This window comes from Niveispirillum sp. KHB5.9 (assembly GCF_048066115.1).
Lineage (GTDB): Bacteria > Pseudomonadota > Alphaproteobacteria > Azospirillales > Azospirillaceae > Niveispirillum.
Genome location: NZ_JBLTYX010000081.1, coordinates 1 through 426 on the forward strand (window position 1 = coordinate 1; position 426 = coordinate 426).

At 67.1% G+C, this 426-nt stretch carries 1 pseudogene; it reads right to left on the minus strand.

Going from position 1 to position 426, the window contains the following annotated elements:
• A pseudogene (locus tag ACM9HJ_RS31030) lies at positions 1 to 426 on the minus strand (IS3 family transposase); the annotation flags it as partial.

Genomic DNA, 426 nt, shown 5'->3' on the forward strand with positions numbered 1-426 from the left:
CCATCGGCGCCCGCGTGCCCAGCGCGCGTTTGCGGCCCCGCCGCCGGCGTACCGCCAGCCCTTCCTCACGGTAAATCCGCAGCAGCTTCTTATGGTTCACCGCCATCCCCTCCCGGGCCAGCAGATATCCCAGACGCCGGTAGCCGAACCGCCGCCGCTCCGATGCCAACTCCCGCAGCCTATGCCGCAAGGCACCGTCATCGGGGCGCCGTGACCGGTACCGGATCGTCCGGCGATGCACCTTCAGGACAGAACAGGCCCGCCGCTCACTGACACCGAACGTCGCCCGCAGATGGGCAACCGTCCGGCGTTGAGCGACGGGCCTCACCACTTTTTTCCCGCAACCTCGCGCAGCATGGCGTTGTCCAGCATCGCCTCGGCCAGCAGCTTCTTCAGGCGGCTATTCTCATCCTCCAAGCCTTTCAG